The organism is Turicibacter sp. HGF1 (assembly GCF_000191865.1).
GTDB lineage: Bacteria > Bacillota_I > Bacilli_A > MOL361 > Turicibacteraceae > Turicibacter > Turicibacter sanguinis.
In genome coordinates, this window is record NZ_AEXQ01000078.1 from 13,149 (window position 1) to 29,139 (window position 15,991).

The 15,991-nt window shown below is 33.2% G+C and carries 19 protein-coding genes, 1 other RNA gene and 1 pseudogene; 3 read left to right on the forward strand and 18 right to left on the reverse strand.

Annotation, left to right across the window (positions count from 1 at the left end):
• Positions 1-62: 62 nt before the first annotated feature.
• Positions 63-1,223: an MFS transporter gene (locus HMPREF9402_RS07690; protein WP_009607034.1), complete on the reverse strand. Its 1,161-nt coding sequence runs from the start codon at positions 1,221-1,223 to the stop codon at positions 63-65.
• Between the two features lie 351 nt (positions 1,224-1,574).
• Between HMPREF9402_RS07690 and HMPREF9402_RS07695 the strand changes: the two genes are divergently transcribed.
• The gene (locus HMPREF9402_RS07695) at positions 1,575-2,471 is read left to right on the forward strand and encodes a LysR family transcriptional regulator (RefSeq protein ID WP_006784114.1); all 897 of its coding nucleotides are present in this window, start codon (positions 1,575-1,577) and stop codon (positions 2,469-2,471) included.
• Between the two features lie 29 nt (positions 2,472-2,500).
• Here the strand turns inward: HMPREF9402_RS07695 and HMPREF9402_RS14890 are convergent, their stop codons facing one another.
• Together HMPREF9402_RS14890 and HMPREF9402_RS07700 are read right to left on the reverse strand one after the other, a co-directional pair.
• Entirely contained in the window at positions 2,501-2,632 is a 132-nt protein-coding gene (locus HMPREF9402_RS14890; protein ID WP_009607026.1) for a hypothetical protein, read from the reverse strand.
• Complete coding sequence (locus HMPREF9402_RS07700; RefSeq protein ID WP_229059776.1) at positions 2,616-3,491, reverse strand: hypothetical protein; 876 nt, start codon at positions 3,489-3,491, stop codon at positions 2,616-2,618. The genes HMPREF9402_RS14890 and HMPREF9402_RS07700 overlap by 17 nt, the downstream gene beginning before the upstream one ends.
• A gap of 224 nt (positions 3,492-3,715) precedes the next feature.
• On the opposite strand from HMPREF9402_RS07700, the gene ssrA reads away from it, so the two are divergent.
• Positions 3,716-4,064, forward strand: a transfer-messenger RNA (tmRNA) gene (ssrA, locus tag HMPREF9402_RS14165).
• Between the two features lie 173 nt (positions 4,065-4,237).
• Here ssrA and HMPREF9402_RS07705 read toward each other — a convergent pair.
• From HMPREF9402_RS07705 to HMPREF9402_RS07735, 7 genes and pseudogenes are all read right to left on the reverse strand, one after another.
• Positions 4,238-5,200, reverse strand: a complete 963-nt coding sequence (locus tag HMPREF9402_RS07705) for a hypothetical protein (protein ID WP_009607029.1) — start codon at positions 5,198-5,200, stop codon at positions 4,238-4,240.
• Between the two features lie 99 nt (positions 5,201-5,299).
• Positions 5,300-6,904 (reverse strand): recombinase family protein, encoded by a 1,605-nt coding sequence (locus HMPREF9402_RS07710; RefSeq protein WP_009607028.1) that lies wholly within the window; start codon positions 6,902-6,904, stop codon positions 5,300-5,302.
• 292 nt (positions 6,905-7,196) lie between these two features.
• Positions 7,197-7,397, reverse strand: coding sequence for a hypothetical protein (locus HMPREF9402_RS07715; protein ID WP_009607040.1), 201 nt, complete (start codon positions 7,395-7,397; stop codon positions 7,197-7,199).
• A gap of 105 nt (positions 7,398-7,502) precedes the next feature.
• Complete coding sequence (locus tag HMPREF9402_RS07720; protein WP_009607037.1) at positions 7,503-9,215, reverse strand: DNA primase family protein; 1,713 nt, start codon at positions 9,213-9,215, stop codon at positions 7,503-7,505.
• Between the two features lie 18 nt (positions 9,216-9,233).
• Positions 9,234-9,686 (reverse strand): hypothetical protein, encoded by a 453-nt coding sequence (locus HMPREF9402_RS07725; protein WP_009607033.1) that lies wholly within the window; start codon positions 9,684-9,686, stop codon positions 9,234-9,236.
• Between the two features lie 15 nt (positions 9,687-9,701).
• Positions 9,702-10,727: pseudogene (locus HMPREF9402_RS07730) on the reverse strand (DNA polymerase); the annotation flags it as partial.
• Between the two features lie 48 nt (positions 10,728-10,775).
• Positions 10,776-11,474: a 3'-5' exonuclease gene (locus tag HMPREF9402_RS07735; RefSeq protein ID WP_009607027.1), complete on the reverse strand. Its 699-nt coding sequence runs from the start codon at positions 11,472-11,474 to the stop codon at positions 10,776-10,778.
• A 404-nt stretch (positions 11,475-11,878) separates the two neighbouring features.
• On the opposite strand from HMPREF9402_RS07735, the gene HMPREF9402_RS07740 reads away from it, so the two are divergent.
• On the forward strand, positions 11,879-12,553 hold the full coding sequence (locus HMPREF9402_RS07740; RefSeq protein ID WP_009607030.1) for a hypothetical protein: 675 nt from the start codon (positions 11,879-11,881) through the stop codon (positions 12,551-12,553).
• Positions 12,554-12,821: 268 nt separating this feature from the next.
• On the opposite strand, the gene HMPREF9402_RS07745 is transcribed toward HMPREF9402_RS07740, so the two are convergent.
• The 8 genes from HMPREF9402_RS07745 to HMPREF9402_RS07770 all read right to left on the reverse strand — a co-directional run.
• Positions 12,822-13,121, reverse strand: a complete 300-nt coding sequence (locus tag HMPREF9402_RS07745) for a DUF960 family protein (RefSeq protein ID WP_009607035.1) — start codon at positions 13,119-13,121, stop codon at positions 12,822-12,824.
• A gap of 19 nt (positions 13,122-13,140) precedes the next feature.
• Positions 13,141-13,272, reverse strand: coding sequence for a hypothetical protein (locus HMPREF9402_RS14895; protein ID WP_009607024.1), 132 nt, complete (start codon positions 13,270-13,272; stop codon positions 13,141-13,143).
• A 112-nt stretch (positions 13,273-13,384) separates the two neighbouring features.
• Positions 13,385-13,744 carry a hypothetical protein gene (locus tag HMPREF9402_RS07750; RefSeq protein ID WP_009607038.1) on the reverse strand — a complete coding sequence of 120 codons (360 nt, stop codon included), beginning with the start codon at positions 13,742-13,744 and terminating at the stop codon, positions 13,385-13,387.
• Between the two features lie 96 nt (positions 13,745-13,840).
• Positions 13,841-14,374, reverse strand: coding sequence for a DUF1643 domain-containing protein (locus HMPREF9402_RS07755; protein ID WP_009607043.1), 534 nt, complete (start codon positions 14,372-14,374; stop codon positions 13,841-13,843).
• Positions 14,375-14,449: 75 nt separating this feature from the next.
• Positions 14,450-14,803, reverse strand: a complete 354-nt coding sequence (locus HMPREF9402_RS07760) for a hypothetical protein (protein ID WP_009607041.1) — start codon at positions 14,801-14,803, stop codon at positions 14,450-14,452.
• Between the two features lie 74 nt (positions 14,804-14,877).
• Positions 14,878-15,048 (reverse strand): DpnD/PcfM family protein, encoded by a 171-nt coding sequence (locus tag HMPREF9402_RS14170; protein ID WP_009607032.1) that lies wholly within the window; start codon positions 15,046-15,048, stop codon positions 14,878-14,880.
• Positions 15,049-15,118: 70 nt separating this feature from the next.
• Positions 15,119-15,568 (reverse strand): JAB domain-containing protein, encoded by a 450-nt coding sequence (locus HMPREF9402_RS07765; protein WP_009607025.1) that lies wholly within the window; start codon positions 15,566-15,568, stop codon positions 15,119-15,121.
• A gap of 70 nt (positions 15,569-15,638) precedes the next feature.
• Positions 15,639-15,991 (reverse strand): ATP-binding cassette domain-containing protein (locus HMPREF9402_RS07770; protein ID WP_009607039.1); only part of this gene is annotated, 353 nt, incomplete at its 5' end.

The window sequence follows — 15,991 nt, forward strand, 5'->3', positions numbered from 1 at the left end:
ATTTATCTATTTTTTTCCTAAACATATTTAAAGGAGCCAATGTTTGGCTCCTTTTGTCAGTTTTAGTTTGTTTTTTTATAGGCTGCTTTCTCTGAAGAAACCAGCATAATGATTAAGAAGATTAATAAAAAGTAAGGTAACATTTGTAATCCTAGAACTTTTGATAGAGCGCCAAATAGTGGTGGAATTAAGGTGCTTCCCACATAGGCTGTTGCCATTTGAATCCCCATTAAACGCTGAGATAATTCTTTTCCAAATCGATTCGGCGTTTCGTGAAGCATTGCAGGATAAATTGGTGCACATCCTAATCCAATGAAGATGAGTCCTATTAATTTAAACACACTAGTGATAGGTAAGACTAAAAGAATAGCTCCTATGATACAAATTGTTTGTCCGATTCGGATCATTTGTGTATTCGTTAATTTCATTGTTAAAAATCCAGCAATGAATCTTCCGACTGTAATCCCTAAGTAGTAAAATGAAGCCCATTTAGCGGCCAAGTCAACAGCTAGTCCATCGTTTACAACTAAGTAAGAACTGGCCCATAATCCGGTGGTAAGTTCCACTGCACAATAACAGAAAAAGGCGATAAGTGTCGGTTTTGCTCCTGGAATTTTCAATAATGATTTTATTTTGATACCATTATCGTCTTCCTCCTCCACTTTCTGAGTCGTTTCAAATTGACGCCATAATGGTAACGAAATAAACAAACAAATAACGAGTATCGCTTGAATGATTCCGATGGTTGCGTATCCGATTCGCCATCCATTTTGATTGAGTAGAAATAAAGACATGATGAATGGTCCTGAGGTCGCGCCAATTCCCCAAAAACAGTGAAGCCAGTTCATGTGTTTCGCTTCATAATGAAGAGCGACAAAGTTATTTAAGGCAGCATCCACTGCTCCAGCTCCGATTCCTAGTGGAATTCCAAGAAGACAGATCCAAATAAAGCTTGGCGCAAAATAAATCCCGAGTAAGCCAGTGGCTGTTAAGAGTACACTGATGGTGGTGACTTTTCCTGTTCCAAATTTTCGAATCATTTTTTCGCTGAAAAAACTTGAGATAATGGTTCCTCCACTGACAATCATGGTCGCGATTCCGGCATAAGAAATAGGAACATTTAAATCAGTATGCATCAATGGCCATGCTGAACCTAGAATGGCGTCTGGTAAACCAAGACTAATAAAAGCAATATAAATAATTATGAGCAAAATTGTTAACATATTTTTCCTCCCCTTTATATCCATTATACTCATTTTTGTTAAGTTTTTTGAAGTATTAAAACCGTTACCGAATATTTTATGGAGATTAAAGGTTGGAAGCACTAAGTCATGCATAGATTTTATCAATCAAAATAAAAAATTCAGACTCTGAAGTAGAAGCTAGATTTCAAATACTAAGAAAATAAATAAAGGAATTTCCTTAATTCTGTCCTTTATTATCCCTATCTAACACATATAAATTTAAAACAGACTGAGACTGCTAAGCAAAAAAATAATTCTGTTTGAAGATAGAATAACTCTAAATATGATATAATATAGGCATTTTAATCTATTATTAAGAGGTGAAGATTCATGAACTTGAACCATCTACAATATTTTCGAGTTTTAGCTAAACTTGAGCATTATACACAGGCTGCTGAACAACTATCAATTACTCAACCAAGTTTGAGTCATGCTATTTCATCACTTGAGAAAGAATTAGGAGTTTATTTATTTGAAAAACAGGGACGTAACGTTCGCCTCACCAAATACGGACGATTTTTCTTAACTTATGTTGAAACAGCGTTAAATGAATTAGAACTTGGGGAAAAGAAACTACGTGAACTAGCAAGTAATACACAGGGTTCCATTGAATTAGGATTTATTTGCACACTTGAAGGGTTATTTGTCCCAACACTCATCAATCAATTTTTACAGCAAGATGATTATCAGAATGTCCATTTTTCTTTCGCACAAGGAGAATCCAATCAGTTATTGCAAGGGTTAAAAGATGAAAAGTATGACTTAATACTTTGTTCATATGTTGACAATGAACCTGACATTGAGTTTGTTCCCATTACTGAACAAGAGTTGGTTCTCATTGTACCAAAGAATCACCCTCTTGCTCATCAAGATGAGATTGATTTAGTAGATACAGTAGACTATCCATTTATATCTTTTAATAAAGAAACCGAACTTCGACATACGATTGATGATTTATTCTTAAAATCAAATACAAAACCAAATATCATTTGTGAAGTCGAAGAAGATAGCGTGGTTGCTGGATTAGTCGCTTTTAATTATGGAATTGCGATTTTACCTCGAGTTACTATACTAAATCAATTCGATGTAAAAGTAATTAAGATTTCAAATCCTAATCCCACTCGCTATATTTATTTAGCCAGTGTTCGGAATAAATCTATTAGTCCAACTCTAATGGCATTTAAAAACTTCATTATTGCTCAAACGAAACATGAATTATTGAAATAAAAAAGGCATGAAGCGCGCTTCATGCCTTTTTATTGCAAATCATTTTTAACTTTGACTAAATATTTATGAATGAGGTTATAATCATCCTCACTCAAGGTTTGATCTTCTATCATTTGAATTAATAAAATTTCAAGATTTTCAACTTCATTGCTCGTCTTCATCTTTAAATCCTTCCCTTATAACTCGATACTCAATTCCTTTCACATCATGATTATAGTCTTTTTCATATACCCATAAATCAATACGATTATCTCGACTACAAGCGCCACAGGCATCTAATACGATTGCTTTTTGCGCATCACCTGATGGATAAGTGATTTCTAAGATAGTTCCATAATAATTAGGAACTCCACGTTCATTAAGTCCGACTTCTAATACTTCATTAATATTTACTGCAACAATCGGTAACCATTCTTGGTATTCATCATCATAAAAATGCATCACATTATTAATATTACGAATTTCTGTATCATTATAAGATAAACCATAACCGACTTTAACTTCACCAGACTGAACACTGTAAAAGGTTTGTCTATAATCTTTATAAACTGATTCAGTTTCCTCTATACCTGCATCTGGTTCTGAATCATGTGTCATTGCGATTGGTGCAATATCACTTTCTTCACCTGAGTTTAATTTAGCAACCTGCTGTGTTCCCTCATCAGATTCCACTTCCTCATTCACAAGCACCTCATTTTCAGACTGCTCTACTGCCTCTGATAATGCAGAAAATAATTTTTCATTTGCCACTTGCTTTTTTATGTCATCAGAAGTAATCATTTCTGAATTTGACTTATTTAATTGTTTAGAAGTAGTTTGAGTTTCTCCTGTTTGTGACTCCTGTTTTTGCAAAACATTTGAATTTGATACGGTTTTTAAAGTACTGTTTTCTGTTTTATTTTCCATCGTTGTCATAACTGTTGAGCTTTGAATATTTTGCTTTTCATTAGTAACGGGCATTCTAACCGATGAAAAAGTGAATATTACGGTTAAAATTAAATTTGTTATAACTGTCAGCATATTTCACCTCGATTTGGATTTAATAACAGAAATCACAGGTATAGTATGAACCGATTTTTTTATTTTAAACACGCTTTTATTTTTTTATTTTTAAATTCTGAATATTTTTTTGTCGTTTTCACACAATAATTAGTGTTTTGAATTTCACTAATCTAATTGAAAACTTGCGAAAGATTTAAAAATCGAGTATAATTAATTCTGTAAGTTAAGTGATAAATTAACCTGGGGATGTTACGGATTCGACGGGGGCATTTGAGCTTAATAAGCAAGCCGTGTTCGCCCACGTTAAAAGGTCGAGGTTTATAATAACCGGAAAAACAAACTTACAATTAGCTGCTTAATATAACGTAGCTGCCTACTCACTCAATCGCCCATGTTGAATGTTTAGGCTCACTATTAGTGGGATACGCTAGTCTGTGCCGTTTGAATAGCCTAGAAGAGATTATCAAACTCGCGGTCTGACAGGTCTGTCGCCTAACCAGTCACCCGTTAAATTCAATAGGAGACTAAGCTTGTAGAAAGTTAAGTGGTCGGTGTTTTCGGACGGGGGTTCGACTCCCCCCATCTCCACCATAGTACGCTCGTCCATATAACACGAATAACAAAAAAGATTAATCTGATTGTAGTAATTACTTACTATGCTGAGATTAATCTTTTTTATATTAATTATAGTTAGCTATTGTATACTATCAAAGCTAAAATTCATGTAATCATAAAATTATTTCTGTTAATTTTACATTATTAAATTATTCTAACCACATTTTTAACTCATATTCCTCAATGAAACGAAAGTATTCTAATTCACCCGCCAAGAAACCTTCTGATTCAGGTACAATTACTTCATAAGGAACAACATAAACTTCGACCATGTCACCAACTAATAATTGTGGAAAAGGCTTATTCACTTTCAAGGAAATACTATATGGATAGTCACCTCCGAATGGATCTAGATACAATATTGCCGTATAATTATTTGAATTTTCTTCATCAGGAATAATGTACTCAATCACTCCAACCGTCATTATTGGTTGCTCTATGTAATCAAATACTTCTGTTTTAATAGCTATATTATAGGATTCTTCATCAAAAGATCGATAATCATTTATAATTAGGTATTCGCCAGTTTGTTCATAGTATTCTAATTCTCTATCTGTACAATCAAAACAATCTGCCTTTACCCCTGAAACATTAATATTTTCAGTAGATAAAATATTTAACAACTCAGAATTTTGTATCCTATTATTTTCAACTAAATATCCCATTTTATTACCATTAGTTAAATAAACTTCATAAGAATTTAATTCATCATTAAATTTAAAAGTTAATTCTTTTATTTCAGTAATTGATTCATTATTATATTTCTCGATAATATCATAAAAAACATCTTCACCAACTGAAATAAAGTATTCTGATAACTCATCATATCCTAAAAAATATCCCGCATCTCTAATAGTATCTCCACTTACTAACGTTAATGAACTAACCATAAACTCATTAAATGTTTTATTTTGTAATTCATTTTGAATAATATCACTGACTTCCTCACCACTATAAGTTTTAATCTCTAGAACAGTATCCTCAATATCTTCCTTCTCTGCTAATTGCTGTTCTAGTTGCTGAATACGGTCCTCTAACTCGCTCATATCATTATTTTTACCACACCCTGTTATTAGTAAAATTAAACAAAATAAAATACTTATTCTCTTCATCGAATCTCCCCCCCTATAAAAATTTTAACTTCATTACTTACAATTTATGTTTTAATTTTACCTATTATTCTATAGAGTATTTAAATACCAACTCTATATCTAATAATCTATTCCTGAATAAATGTCTAATCGGTTAACTTGAATAAATTCTAGTAGCTTAATAGGTTCTTTACTATCAAAAAAGCCACCGAAGTTGTATTCAACCTCGATGGCTTCATTTGAAATCCTAATTTGATTCACAAATCTTGAAATAATATATTTAATCATTTCATTATTATTCCCTTTTACAAATCCCTTAGATTCAACTATTAATTCTTTAATTTGATCTCTTGTGATATAAAAATCTTCATCTTCTTGTTGAAATTCTTCAATCATTTCTACAATCATTGCTTTATCTTTCTCTAAACGTTGTAATTCAGCAGTAATAGCTTCAAGACCGTTAAATCCGCCCAATGCAATAGCACGTACTATATTTCCAATCTGTTTGTCTAGTTCTTTAAGCTGTTGTTTTAACTTTGGCAACTCACTCCCCTTTTGATTTAAGCGCTCCTTCATTTTAACATTGACTCTTTCGTATAGCCGTTCGATGTTATTTTCATCTAAGACTAAATCGAACAACTGGTTAAGCACAAATTCATCTAATACTGTACGATTAATCTCTTTACAGGAGCATTGTTTATCTATAGCGTTTCGTTTACTACAACGATAAGATACGTACTCTTGCTTGTTCCGTCCACCTTTTCTAGCACTTCCATGATATTTTGATCCACATTGTGAGCAGTAAACCAATCCCGAAAGTAGATACACTGTTTTTGCTCTTTTCTGTGATTTAGTACGCTGACGCTTAGAAAAAAGAGTTTGAACTGCATTAAATGTTTCTTTTGATACAATGGCTGGAATTCCATTTTTAATTCGGATAATATCTTCTTCATTCTTGTTTTTACGATGATTTCGTTTCATCCCTGGTCGTTTAGGTTTCTTCACTGTACGGTTATAGACATACTCCCCTTTGTATTTAGGATTAGTTAACAAATCATAGAAGGATGATTTAGAAGAGAACTTGTTTCCGATTTTAGTCGTATAACCTAATAAGTTCAAATAGTCAGCTAATTCACGATACGACCATCCTTCAAGAAATTTTTCAAAAATAATACGGATGCATTCTGCTTCTTTTTCGTTAATGATGTACTCATTCGTTTCAGGATTCACATCATAGCCTAAAGGTGGAATTCCTCCATTGTGAAGAGCTTTATAAGCATTTTCCTTTAATCCTTTCATGACTTCACGGGCTAAGTTTGCACTGTAATATTGACCTACACCTAATTGAATAATTTGTTGAAGTTGACCTTCTGGTGTATCACTAAATTGTTCGACAACACTTTCTATTTTAACTCCATAATCCCCTAACCTTCTTTCGACATCTAATGCATCATAAACATCACGAGAAAAACGATCCATCTTATGAACAACAACGACATCAAACAAGCCTTTTTCAGCATCTTCTAACATCTGATTGAATGCGGCACGTTGTAAGTTTGTTCCTGTAACTGCCTCATCAATGTACTCACCAGATGGCATGTACCCTTTTTCAGCCATATATTTATAGATAGCTCGTTGCTGAGCTTCGATTGAATTACCATCTGCCTGCATTTGCGAACTAAATCGGCAATAAGCAACTGCCCTCGTAGAAGTTAATATTTCCATTTCAATCTCCTCCTTAACTAAAACATTTCATGAAGAACTTGTTATTCTTATCACAAGATCTTCATAGAAATAATATTTGTTTAAAAAAACTTTCAAAACTAAATATCATACCAGTCAATATCCTCATCATCTTCCCCGTAGTAATCATCCATTGCTAGCTCGTGTAAATGTTTGTTTATATCCTTCATCAATTCATCCATTTTAATCATTCTCCTTCTTAGTCTATATTTGGTAGCTAATCCCGCTTTTAAGGGATTAGCTTTTGTATCCTAGAAATTTACTTACACTTCATTTAACTTAATTGGCTAACACTAGCTCTATTTCTGCATTTGTTTTCTTTTTGTTGCATTAAATCCTCGTCCATTAAAAGATTGACAAGCCAATCTGAGAAGTCATTAAGTAATTCATCTAGGTTTGTATTAGTACCTATCTCTAAGACATGGGTTGCTAGATTTTTTAATTCTTTGCGATCATATTTTTTTACTGCCTTCATCTTACTTTCTCTCCTTTAGGGCGAGTAGGGCAAGAAAACATTGATTAAATCTATTTTTCAAACAGGATAGTTTTCAAAATTTACTTTTATGCCATCACTTTAGCCCTAAGCGCCCTTTATTTTTAAATTACAGATGTAACGATCCCCGTTTGATTTCTGTTGTTGATATTGATAATTAGTAAATACTGTAATGCTTCGAGCAAACTCCCCCCAAAACTCCTTTGCTGAAATATTGAGGCCACTACGAACATTATTTCTTTTACACCATCCTTGATAAGCATCGTAAATATCAGTTTTCAACTCACGGTTTCCTGGACAAACTACAAGAAAATCCATAATAAATTCCTTCACGGGATTGTTATAAATCATGAAGTCTTTTAATACTCGATCACTAGCTGTACACTGAGTAAGGACATAGTTTTGATCCTTCAGCCTTTGATATCCTTGTAATGCCCACATAAAGATACCGTCTAATTCTGAATCTAACTTAGACTGTAAGTCCTTGTCTTTGTACGCTTCTTTATCTTTTAATTTAGTCCCTTCTTCCACAAAACGCATATTAAAAGGGATGAATAAGCAGCGTCTCAAGAACCCATCAGAAGTATCTTCCGTTTTAGGGTAATGATTGGATAAAACAATAAGCTTTACATACGGTCGAATCATAATCGGATTCTTGAATTTACTTTCAACTTGCACCATGTCTTCTCCTGTAATCAACTTAAGCTGTTGGGTATTCAGGACATTCCTTGACGAATCGCTCTCACCACTGATATTCACCCGCTTGTCTTGTATAACTTGCCCTCCAAATTGTTTGGAAAGTTGTTCTAGCGTGGAGCTAGAACAGTTATCATTTCCAATGACCTTGCGCATTATATTTGCTAAGACACTCTTTCCGTTACTACCGTTTCCATAGAAGATAAAAAACTTTTGTAACTTGGTATCTGTTGTTAGACAATAGCCAAATACCTCTTGGACTAATGAAATTCGCTCACAATCCCCTTCAAACACTGTATTCAAATACTTTAAGAAATTTGGACATTTAGCGTTCAAATCGTATCCAACTGGTAGCTGAGATAAGGTAATGATACTCGGCGAATGCTTAAACAACTTTAAATCAGATAGCCGAAGTATCCCATTTTTCAAATTTAAATATCTTGTATCTTCTTCAACATACTCAAGTCTTCCAGCATCTAGTCGAAGCTGTTCTAGAACGCTTTTGCCATAAGATACTTCCCATATATCATCAACAGCTTCATGTAAAACGATCTTAGCTTGTGCTTTAATGAAGTCATCCAAAACATATAGATACTTCCCCGCTTTAAAGTCATAGGCGATAAACTCACTTCCAATGACATAGATGTACATACGAGTGAGTAAGTAACGTACAAATATGTTAAAGTTAACTTTATAGCCCCGTTTTAACTTTTTCAAACCACGTTGGGTAAACATGACTTGTTGCATCTCAGAAATAATGTTTTCAAAGGCTGTTCCCTTCCCTCCGACGTTAAAGCCCATTGAACTTAGTGTTTCGTATGATACAGGCTGAATTCCAATATTATCTACCGATTCTTTGAGCTGATATAGATAGGTTTTACGATCCTCTAATCCCATTAATTTAATAATATCGGTCACTAAATCCTCTCCAAATGGAATAACATTAGATAAAAAGGCACGATCTAATACCTCATTATTTAACTCATCGCTAAGACGATGAGCTATTAGAGGTTCATTTAAAATAATCTGTTGATCCAATTCATTTGCTTCAGAAATGATTGATACCTTTTGTTGTAATGGTTGGTTTAACTGTGTCATACGCATCCTCTTCCTCTCCCTTTACTACATTGCGAACTCTTCAATTGTTTCTTCGTGTTTACCGTAAATCTTGTTGATAACAGCTATCTCACCGTTATCAACCGCTTTGTGCTCGATTTCAACATCGATAATTTTTCCAATTAAGTTGCTTTTATTAAAAGGCTCCCCTGGTACAAAGTTATCTAATAATTCACGCATCGTCATGACATACTCCGAATTAATAGCAGTAGAGTAAAATAAAGCTTTCTTGATATTAATTTGTCGATTTTGCTCTTTTAAATAAAAGGCAATATGTAGCCGCATGAAATGTGCTCTTTCAGTTTTAACATCTTCTACATTTGTTATCGTACCTGTGGCAGTTCCTACGGGTAAATGTGGTTTAGATTTTAAAAATTCACCAATCATTATGTTGCAAGATTCAGCTTCTTTTTTTACTTGTTGTGCTATTTTGTATAACTCCATCAAATTAGTCTTCATTGTCTTAATCTCTCCTTATTTTTTCCATGTTTTTGATATGTTAACAGACACTTCAATGGGAATTTTTTTAACTAGTTTCCCCATTCCATCTATCATCGCTTGTTTTAGACATTCCTTGGCAGTTAAAGCTTCGGTTTCTGGTACTTCGATAATTATTTCGTCATGAATAGCACTAACTAATTTCCACTTATCTTGTTTAAGTTTACAAAACAATGCTAGTGACTCTTTCAATCCTTCCGCACAAGAAGCCTGAACTGCATAATTATATCGTTGACGTGGTTTAAGTCGGTCTAACCCATTAGTATTGTCCCAGTAGCTACCGCCTAATGTCGTTATGATATCAGAATATTGCTGCTGTTGTTGGTACTTTGCAACCTCTGGGTACATTTTGAAATAGTTAGCGATAAACTCTTCAGCTTTGTACTCGCTGATGTTAAACCCTGGGATAGCATTTATCTTTTCTTTAAGTCCAAACGGAGTTAATCCATAAATTAAACCGAAATTCACTACTTTTCCCAGCTTTCTTTCGCTATCACTAATTGATTCTTGATTCAATATCGCTTTAGCCGTTTCAACATGTAGATCAGCCCCAGCATTAAATGCATCAATTAGTTTCTGACAGTTGGTAATCTCAGCGAGAATTCGAAGTTCTATCGTTGAATAATCCATAATGATAAAGACATTCTCCTCCTCGGCTTGAAAATATTTTTTCATTTCTTTAGGGATGCTTTGGAAATTTGGCTTTTGACAACTCATACGAGATGTTTTTGTGCCAATTAGATTCCAGTGACCTCTTAGACGACCATCTTTAGATAATTGATTTTTCAATTTATCACCGTAAGTTGTCACAAGTTTGTTATATTTTTTATACCGTACAATCTCATCCACTATTGAATACTTCGAAGAGAATAACTTAAGCTTCCCTTCTTGTACACTGGTAACTGGAATTCCCATTTCCTGTAGTGACTGCTTTAGCTGCTTACTAGAATTTAGATTGTCACATCCCAACTGTTGTTGTAGGTAGCTTCCAAGTTTTTCTCGTTCCCGATCAACCGTAACTAAATAGGTGGACCAAGCATCCCAATCTAGCTATTTTCCATTCAAAGTCAATTCAACAATTGCCGGTAACGTTTCTATTTCTCGCCTATACCTAGGGTATAAATAACGATTAATGATTAAATCAAACATATGTTGATATAGCTCGTACGTCGTCTTAGCATCATCCAAGCAATAAGCATAATGTTCTTGTGTAAGATCACTCTGCCAATTGTCGGCATGCTGTAATGACTTATCTAAGCTCTTACCCAGATAAACCTTTGCTAAACGACTTAACGAATCAAACACTGGTAGGTTATTTAGAATTTGGTTCATGATGAATGTATCAGTAAACGTACAAACATCAATTCCCGCTTTCTTTAAAAAACAAACATCGAATTGCGAGTGGTGAAAGACTTTTAACACACTAGGATCAGTTAGTAGCGTTTTAACCGCTTCTAAATCTTCACCTACATATTCAAAATCCTCACTATAAACAGCAATTAACCGGATGCTATCTTCCAGAAAATCTAATCCAGTTGTTTCGATATCTACCCCAATAATTTTGGAATAGTTAAGAGGCGGCCTATCAATATAAGCTTTAACTGACTGCGCATATTTTGTAATTACCGCAAAGTTATCAAGTTCCTCATCGGTTAAACTTGATCGCTCTTCATCTTTAAAACTCGGTATTAACTGTTCTCCCATTTTCTTAAACTTAACGGTCTGTTGAAGTTTAAAAAACTCCTCCATTGACATCATCTCCTTAGTGGTTTTTGTCATTCAGTTTTCAAAGAACAATTTAACCATTAGTTAATACTTGAGTTTCCATCAGTTAGTTGTTTTAATCCTTAATAATTAGCCTCACTTCCCAACAGAATTTCTTGCATCAACTTGATTACAGTTAAATTATACTAAATCAATTACGCATTTCTTTTTTGCGAATTTTCAAAAATAATCATCTTTTTGTATACTTTTTATTGCAAATAACGTCTAATTTGTATTAAAATATTTCAAGTAAAAATTTTACAAACCCTAACCGGAGCCTGTCGGCCTTAAAAGGCTTCACACGTTTTTTTAAAGCCACAAATTCGCAAGTCAAGAACTTTTTTAATTTTTTTCTCATTTTTTTAAAATATTTATTTCAGAGGTGGATTATGCATACAAAACAGACAAAAAAAAGAAAAGAAAAGGAAGAACGTTATGATGCATTAATTGATTTCTACTTCACACAATTAAATGCTAATCAAAATGTTACTAAGTCAATGATAGAAGGGTATTATGCAAAAATTACAGATAAAAAAGCAAGAACACTGAGTAACGATTTAAATGCAATAGGTTTAAAACCATACGGTAGTGGTGATCCTAAGGTTAGATATTATCAGTTAGATATTGTTAAAGATTTAAGATTAATCATGAAAGAGTTAAACCAACTTCTAAAAAAAGTAAAACTTTATAAACCAATCACAACAACTACTACTCTTGAAATAAAACCTAAATTTGATCATCTACCAGAAATAACTTTTTATAAAATAATCCTTCAGTATCCTAACTCAACACCTGAGGAAAGGAATTATTTAATATGTATAAATAACTTGATAGAACGATACTTAATACTGACAAAGAATGAATATTCTAATCTTTTTTATAAAACAGAGTACACAGATAAAGGAATTGAATACACACTTACTAATAAGAAGAATGCAATCGTAATATTTGAATTTTTATACAACTGTAAATTTGAAGTAACAAACAAAGATCTAACAGATATTAAAATCTATTTCTATAAAAAGCTATATAATCCAGAAAAAATTAGTATTGAAACAGTGTAAAGTATCTACTTTACACTTTTATCAATGTCTAACTTATTTCTTTTACAGGGCGCTTGGAGCATTTCTTAATAAAAAAAACACTCATATTCTAAAAGTATAGCTTTTAAATTCCTCTATTCCCCAATTATTTTCCTGCCCCAAGTGCCCTATTTACATTTAACCCAAAACGAACACAATATATGTTGATTTTTTTAAAATCCCCTCTTAACTCCAGTTTCCAATTGACCAGAGTTAAGAGGGGATTTTACTAAACAGACTTCACTTCTTACTAATACTCCTCAGCCAGCAACATCATCTCATACTCCACACTATCAATAATGTAGAACTTCTCACTTATTCCACCACCATCTAACCTTAATTTATAACTCATATGATACTCTGGCTCCTCTGTGTCATGAGTCAGAACACAGTTAAATCCGCCACCATCCTCTTTCATTTCAGTTAACTTAAATACCTGCAAATAATCATATGCTCCGTTCAATTTCGTTTGCTCATAAGCATTCCAGCATAATATTTGTACATCTAACGGGATACGTTCACTTACACCTGCTGTTATATAACGATTCATTTTAAACCTTCTTTCTATACTATAAGTACTTTCTCACTTCATTCGGATCTAAGCCAAATTGCTTAGCTGCTGAATCAATTGCCTCCGTATCACTCAACCCTGAAGCAACAAGTTGAAGAACCAAACAAATAATCTGAATAATTGCAATCACTAATAAGTCCCTCCCATGTGAGATCTTGTAAATAAGAAACTTCTAAATACCACACTAATAACAAAACCAATCACTTTAAATAACTTCATACGTATCATCCCTTTCTATCGAATTAATCCCATCTAAAATTACTTTCATATTTCTTAAACAACTCTTGGGGCATATAAAGCGTTACTCCGTAGTCATTTGATAATAACATTAGCAATTCACAGTACGTTCGAGAATCATCACCTGTAAATGTTTCAAAGTATTCCACGATACATTTACCATATAAATCAAGAAACTCATTTAGCTTTTTAATATCATCTTGATTATTGTCTTGTACCACTAATACATATCCACCATTATCTGATAGCTTTCTATCTATTCCATACTCACTATCTAATATCTCAAGCACCTTGGATGCTCTTTTACTAACTTCTAAATCAGTATTTGTTAATTGCTGTAATTGTTTAACATTTAATATTTCCACATTTATAGCCTCCTAATAGCGAAAGCCCCCTCTTAATGAGGGAGCTTTCAACTATTCTTAATTGTCATTAATTGTTTTCAATTGAAAATACACTGCTTACTGTTTTGAATTAAATACCTTGACTAAGTTCCAATGACTCGCAACTGATGGTGCTAGTGGGTGTCTAGCAGCAGTAGTTTGACTATCGCATATGATGTACATCTTATCTTTAAATGGCTCTAATTTAGTCATTAATTCTTGAATACGATCTGCTATTTTAGGTGACGTTTCTTCAACACTTCCCCATGCTAAAATAACTGTATCTGTTTTTGTACAAGCACGTAGGATGTAACCATCATTTTCTTCCCTAACTAGATCTTCATCATAACCTTTTAAATATAACTTCTTAGTAACTACTGAATAGATGTTTACCAAATCAACATATCCATACCCAATGCGATTGAGGTTATTAATGACTCGCACTGTCGTAAGGTCAAGCTCAAATGGATCATTAGTATTGGGTTGGATCATAATGACAACAGCCTTCTTCTTTTCCTTATCCCACTCCTTTCTCAAAATATAACGATGGGTATAGTCTTCATTGTATACTGCTTCGGATCGTATACTTCCTCTTCTATCAATCACTGACATTCTTATCAACGTCCTTTCTATATAATATAGGGATACTCTTACAATTAACTTTAATTTATTTCTATCAGCATCTCCTTATAGGTAAACCATAATTCCACTATAAGCATCCCTAACTGGTATTAATCTGACGTAGTAGTTCACCTCTTTTCCTTGCATATAGAAGATACCTTCATGTTGATATGAATCCCCTCTACATAAATCGATGACTGATGAAAAATCCTTCAATTGCTCGAACATAATCTGATTAATTTCTTCTTGTAATAAAGGAATGCTTATTTTATTCTCCTCACATAGAATATGAAAACTATCACTAGGAAACCATTGATTGCTTATTCTCCCATTGAACCAGTCTATCCTCATGATCCCTAATTTATCTTCATTTGTAGTAGTCACTTCTCCACATTCTTGTAATGGTACTAATTGTAACATCTGTTATTGCTCCTCTCTAATAAATAAAAAACACTAGATAGATTGATGGTCTATCTAGTGTTTTTTGAGTTTTATCATCCACAAATCTCAAATTCAGTATCAACTAAATCTGATGAGTCTAGGATAATTTCTTCACTGAAATATTGTTCTCTTGCATATTCGATTGGATCTTCAATTTTATCAATCTCAACCTCAATCACTCGCTGTAATGTCTCCGTTATACAGACTCTTACTTTCTGACCCATAAGCATCTCCTCCTTCTATTATTTACAACATAAGAAAAGAGCTAAGCGACTTTAATCATCACTTAGCTCCTTATAAATAACCTTTTTCTTTTAATGACATAAAAGAACCATCCCCTATAATGAGATGGTCCAGTAATTTGATTCCTAATAATTCACCTGCTTCAACTAAACGATGGGTTAATTGAATATCTTGATCAGATGGCGTTGTTTCTCCTGATGGATGATTATGAAATGCGATAATACTCGCTGCATTCGATAGAATGGCTGTTTTAAAGACTTCCCTTGGATGAACAATCGCTTTATTTAATGAACCTACTGATACCACTGTGATATTAGTCGGTTCATTTTTTGTATTCAAACAAGCAATCATGAATTGCTCCCGATCTAATCCTTCAAGTTGCTCCCGAATCATCTCATAGGCATCATTAGGGGATGAAATCGTACGTGTTTGATAAAGGAAGCTAGACTCCTTTACCATTTTAATTGATACGATATTAATACGTTTTGCGACATTCGACATGTATATTACCTCCTGAGTAATGATTCAAGGAAATAATATATGTTTATAAATTTGATTGTTACATTTAAATCTAGTTCCCTTCGATCTCAGATGGATACAGTATACCTTCTCTAATAAGAATTTGCTCATCTGCAATCTTATCTAATAAAAATTTATCATGAGTAGAAATAATAATTATTTTTTTCTCTTCCCTACATTTAATAATTAATTTTTGAAATTTTTGAATATATTCTTCATCTAGTGCATTTGTAGGTTCATCTAGTAATAAAACATCTGGACTTTCCATAAAAGCTTGAACTAATGATAATTTTTGAAGCATTCCTAAGGAATATACTTTAACCTTACGCTTATCATCTGGATTTAGCCCAAAATAGGTCATATAATATTTAATATCTTCAATTGTTGCCACTTTTTTTATATCTG